The organism is Desulfurellaceae bacterium (genome assembly GCA_021296095.1).
Lineage (GTDB): Bacteria > Desulfobacterota > Binatia > Bin18 > Bin18 > JAAXHF01.
Genome location: JAGWBB010000097.1, coordinates 17,007 through 20,165, shown reverse-complemented (window position 1 = coordinate 20,165; position 3,159 = coordinate 17,007). Strand labels below are relative to the sequence as shown.

Genomic DNA, 3,159 nt, shown 5'->3' with positions numbered 1-3,159 from the left:
GGTCAGATCGCCATTCGCTACGGCGCCAAGGGCGTGAATTATACCCCGACCAGCGCCTGCTCGTCCGGGTCGCACGCTATCGGCGAGGCGTTTCGGCTGATCCGCCTCGGCGAACAACAGGCGGTGATTGCCGGCGGGGCGGAAGCCGCGCTGACCCCCATGGGGCTGGGCGGTTTTATCGCCATGAAGGCGGTCTCGACCCACAACGACGAACCCCACAAAGCCAGCCGCCCGTTTGATAAGGGCCGCGACGGCTTTGTCATGGCCGAAGGGGCCGGCATGGTGGTGATGGAAGAGCTGGAATGCGCGCGTCGTCGCGGGGCGAAAATCTACGCCGAGGTGGTCGGTTATGGCGCCAACTGTGACGCCCACCACATGACTGCGCCCTCGCCTGAGGGCGAAGGCGCGGTCCGCTGCATGCAGCAGGCGCTGCGCAGCGGGAACATTCATCCGACCGAGATCGACTATATCAATGCCCACGGCACGTCGACGCCGTACAACGACGCAACCGAGACCCAGGCCATCAAACGGGTGTTTGGCGAGCATGCCGGACGGCTGGCCGTCAGTTCCACCAAATCCATGACCGGTCATATGCTCGGTGCCGCCGGAGGGGTCGAGGCGGTATATGCCGCCCTGGTTCTCGACCGGGCCACCCTGCCGCCGACCATTAACTACGAAGAACCTGATCCAGACTGCGACCTTGATTACGTCCCCAACACTCCGAGAAAAGCGCCGATTCGGGCAGTGCTGTCCAATTCGTTCGGCTTTGGCGGCACCAATGCGACCCTCGCGTTCCGCAAATGGACGGAGTAATAAGTGAACGATGTTCTCTTCTTGATGTCATCGTCGTTCGCCTTTCGGGTCAGGAGACAGAAAGGGATTGCGCATGGGCGCTCGTATCATCGGCACCGGATCCTCCGTTCCCAAGACCTGTCTGACGAATGCCGACCTGGAAGAACGCGTTGACACGAGCCATGACTGGATCGTCAGCCGGACCGGCATCCACCAGCGGCATGTGGTGACCCAGGACGAGGACATCCTCGACCTGATGCACGAGGCCAGCCTGCGCGCCCTGGACGCCTCGGGCATACGGGCCGAGCAGTTGCAGGCGATTGTGGTCGCCACCGTCTCCGGCAACTATGCCTTTCCCTCAACCGCGTGTTTGCTCCAGGCCCGCCTGGGGCTCGACAATATCCCGGCCTTTGACGTGAATGCGGCGTGTGCCGGCTTTGTGTACGGCATGTCGGTCGCCCACAGCTATATCAAAAGCGGCGACTACGACCGGCTGCTGCTGGTCGGCGCCGATACGCTCAGCACCATGGTCAACTGGGAAGATCGCTCGACGTGTGTCCTGTTTGGCGACGGGGCGGGGGCGGTTGTCCTGGATACCCAGAATGCCCGGTCCGACGACCGCGGTCTGCTCAGCACGGTGGTGGAATCGAGCGGCGCGCTGTGGCAGCTGCTGCACGTGCGCTCCGACCATAGACAGACGGTTGACCAGGAAGGCTCGCACCCCAAGGAGTGGGGCATTCAGATGAAGGGACCCGAGCTGTTCAAGGTCGCCGTCCGGGCCTTATCGGAGGTGACCCGCAAAGCGCTCGACAAGGCCGGCCTGGCGCCCGCGGACGTGAGCCTGATGGTTCCGCATCAGGCCAATCTGCGTATCATCCGCGCCGTTGCCGAGCGGCTCCATATGGCGATGGACCAGGTGTACTGCAACGTCCAGAACTACGGCAATACTTCGGCCGCCTCCATCCCGATTGCGCTCGACGAGGCCGTCCGGGCCGGTCGGGTGCGCCCCAACGATATTCTGGCCCTGTGCGGCTGCGGCGGGGGACTGACCTGGGGAACGTCCATCGTCCGCTGGTAGGCCGCACCAGACGGGTGAGGCGGCACGGCCGGCCTGTTGGCACGCCGGCCGCATTCCCGATTGGCAAGGGTGGCGTTGGAAAAACCAGCCTTGCGACCGCCCCGGCCTCGACCATCTCACGGCAGGGCGTCTTGATTGAACTCGACCACGCCGCACGAATCGCCGGCGCTTGGGGCTGTTGGTGACGCAGCCCAGACCAAACCAGCTGGCTGTGGCTACTCCCGACCTCCTTCTTGTTGTATATACTGTGCTGTCCCCGTGAGCTGCCGCTATGGTCAAAGCCTGGATCTGCATACTGCTCATCGGCGTATGGATAGGAGGCGCACCCGAAGCGCGGTCCCAAACCACTGCGCTGAGGCTGCACGAAATGCGGTTTGCGGTTCAGGGCGGACAGCGCATCGTCTCTCTGCGTTTCTCTCATCCCCCCGATTCCCTCAAGTCTTTTGTCCTGTCGTCGCCCGTGCGGCTGATCGTTGATGTCAGCGGAGCGGTTGAACAGCGCCCAGGGGCGATCTATGACGTGGACGACGCGCTGGTGCGGCAGGTGCGGGTTGGTTCGCATCCAGATTCCACGCGCTTCGTCCTTGATTTGACAGGCACGGATACGCCGCCTTTTGTCGTGGAACAGCAGGAGAGTCTGGTTACGGCCGTGCTCGGTGAAGCAGAAGGAGAGCCGGGTGAGGGAACTGCGCCGGAGCAGGCACGGGTGCTCTTTTCGCTGGCAAACACGACGCGTGTCGCTCGCGCGACTCCTCAGCCGTCTTCGCCTCCACCATCTGGTGCGCCTGCCCCGGTGCTGAAGGACGCGCTGCCGCCAGCATCTGTACCGCCAGAGGCACGGGCGCATATGGAACGCGGACAGCGCTTGTACGACCAGGGCCAGGTGAATGAGGCGATTGCCGAGTGGCAGAAAACGATTCGTTTAGCGCCTCAGGCAGCCAGGGCGCATCATCAGCTCGGCGTTGCGTGGCGAGACCGCGGTGAGCAGACCAAAGCGATTGCAGCATTCCGGGAAGCGCTGAGGCTGGAGCCGGATAATGCGACGACATACGTGCAGCTGGCCAGAGCGCTGGAGGTGGCGGGAGATACACCGGGCGCTCTGGAAGCGTATCACGCCGCGCTCCGGCTGGTGCCTTCCGCACCCTATGTGCATAACCGCCTGGGTCACCTCCTGGCTACCGAAGGCGACTGGTCGGGAGCAGCGCAAGCGTGGCAACACACGGTGGACTTAGTCCCCGACTATGCCTATGCGTATGTCTATCTAGGCGATGCGTTTGAGCACCTCAATA

At 63.3% G+C, this 3,159-nt stretch carries 3 protein-coding genes; all 3 read left to right on the top strand.

The window, feature by feature from the left end; all coding sequences use genetic code 11:
* Positions 1-813, top strand: an 813-nt coding sequence (locus J4F42_18655; protein ID MCE2487540.1) for a beta-ketoacyl-ACP synthase II, incomplete at its 5' end; no start/stop codon positions are given.
* Positions 814-886: 73 nt separating this feature from the next.
* Positions 887-1,870 carry a ketoacyl-ACP synthase III gene (locus J4F42_18650; GenBank protein ID MCE2487539.1) on the top strand — a complete coding sequence of 328 codons (984 nt, stop codon included), beginning with the start codon at positions 887-889 and terminating at the stop codon, positions 1,868-1,870.
* Positions 1,871-2,141: 271 nt separating this feature from the next.
* The coding region (locus J4F42_18645) for a tetratricopeptide repeat protein (protein MCE2487538.1) at positions 2,142-3,159 on the top strand (1,018 nt) is incomplete at its 3' end.